This window comes from Sphingobium sp. CECT 9361, assembly GCF_918741285.1.
In the GTDB taxonomy this organism is placed as follows: Bacteria; Pseudomonadota; Alphaproteobacteria; order Sphingomonadales; family Sphingomonadaceae; genus Sphingobium.
This window is the reverse complement of the sequence record NZ_CAKKNC010000065.1, coordinates 1-1,676: the sequence shown is the minus strand read 5'-3', so window position 1 is coordinate 1,676 and position 1,676 is coordinate 1. Positions and strand designations below refer to the sequence as shown.

At 60.3% G+C, this 1,676-nt stretch carries 1 protein-coding gene; it reads right to left on the bottom strand.

Annotated elements, in window-relative coordinates; genetic code table 11:
- Positions 1 to 165 precede the first annotated feature (165 nt).
- Complete coding sequence (locus LQ220_RS24735; RefSeq protein ID WP_056366771.1) at positions 166 to 1,584, bottom strand: ISNCY family transposase; 1,419 nt, start codon at positions 1,582 to 1,584, stop codon at positions 166 to 168.
- Positions 1,585 to 1,676 lie beyond the last annotated feature (92 nt).

Here is a 1,676-nt window from a genome sequence, read left to right as displayed (position 1 = left end):
TTGTTCCTGCCATTTAGAGAAGTCACAATTTCTGCCATATAGAAATGTCACACGTTGAGGAAAGCAGGGGCTGCGTGGAGCCCTCGGGATAGCGCAGCGCAGACCCTGCTGATGCGCTGATCTTGGGGTAGTGGCCATGGACCCGCTGCCCTGCAGTGGGCCCGGTCATGTCCTCTGCACGAACCTGAGCGTGCCGCGTTCGTGCAACGCCTCATCACTGAGCCTGGGACCGCGCTTGAGCTTCGAGCCGCCCAGTTTGCGGCGATCGATCTTCGCGGGTGGTTCCGGCTCGGGGAACAGATGCATGGGTTGGTCACGGCGGGCAGGGGCGTCATTGTTGCGTTTGCGATGATGCGGCATGATCGCCTGCATCTGCCGGGCCAGCAGCAACGCTGCGTCCAGATGCTTGTTCTCGACAATGGCAGGCTGGTTCACCTGCCGCATCTTGTCGAACTGACGATAGGGCAGGACATGGCCCTCATGCTCGATCTCCAGTCGACCGTCGGGATATTCGCAGACCGTCACCCGCTTGCGCGCCAGCTTTTCGCTGACATCGTTCGGCTCCAGGATGAACATCGCCTTGTTGTAGTGCAGCGTCAGCGCTGCCGTCACCGTTCGCTGCTCCCGCCAGACCATGATCGAGCGCAGATCGTCATGCGGTGCAAGCGGGCGGTGCAGATCGCGGACATCGAAGGCAGGGCGGGCAAACCGCTCGTTGTGCCTGGCCATATAACTGTCGAGGAAAGCGTTTGCGTCCGCGATCGACGAGATACCCTCCAGTCGCATCGCTTTCACCAGGCGATCCTGCAAGGTGGCGTTGGCCCGCTCGACGCGGCCCTTGGCCTGTGGCGAGTTGGCGCAGATGATCTCGATGTTCAGGGCATCCAGCGCACGGCCAAAATGCGTCATCCCGTCGCCACGCGCGGCGCTGGCCCGCGCGTTCCGGAAAACACTGTGCTTGTCGGAATAAAAGGCCACCGGCTTGCCGTGCCGTTCGATATACGCGCGGGTCGCCTCCATGTAAGCGAAGGTGCTCTCGCTCTCGACCATCCTGAGGTGCATCAGTTCGCTGGTCGCGTCGTCGATATAGACCAGCAATGTGCATTGCGGGCCGCGGTCTTCGAACCACCAATGTTTTGAGCCGTCGATCTGGATCAGTTCGCCCCGACAATCCCGGCGGTAGCGCGGCTGATATGGGCGAGGACGGCGAGCCTGACGATCCTTCCAAATCCCGGCCTCGATCATCATCTGCCGCAGCTTCTCACGCGAAATCCGGAGATCATGCCGTTCGGCCAAATACTCCGCAGCCAATGTAGGCCCAAAATCATGATAATGGGTCCGAACCAGTGCGACAATCTGATCTCTGATGGCATCATCCAAGCGCCGGTTACTTGGTCGACCACGGCGGCGCGACAAAAGCCCGGATGATCCATCGTCAAGGTAACGCGTCAGCAGTCGATGGGCGTGGCGGCGGCTGACGCTCATCAGCCTTGCGGCCTGGGTGACGGTCATGCGACCTGAAACCACATGCATCAGCGTCTCGACCCGCGAAAGCTCCTCGGTACTCATACGCAACACCGCCATGCTCAATACCTCCGAACAGCCGGAGGGCACGGTAGCCCAAGTGAGACATCTCTACTTTGCGCAACTGTGACATTTGAACGTTGCTGCTACAA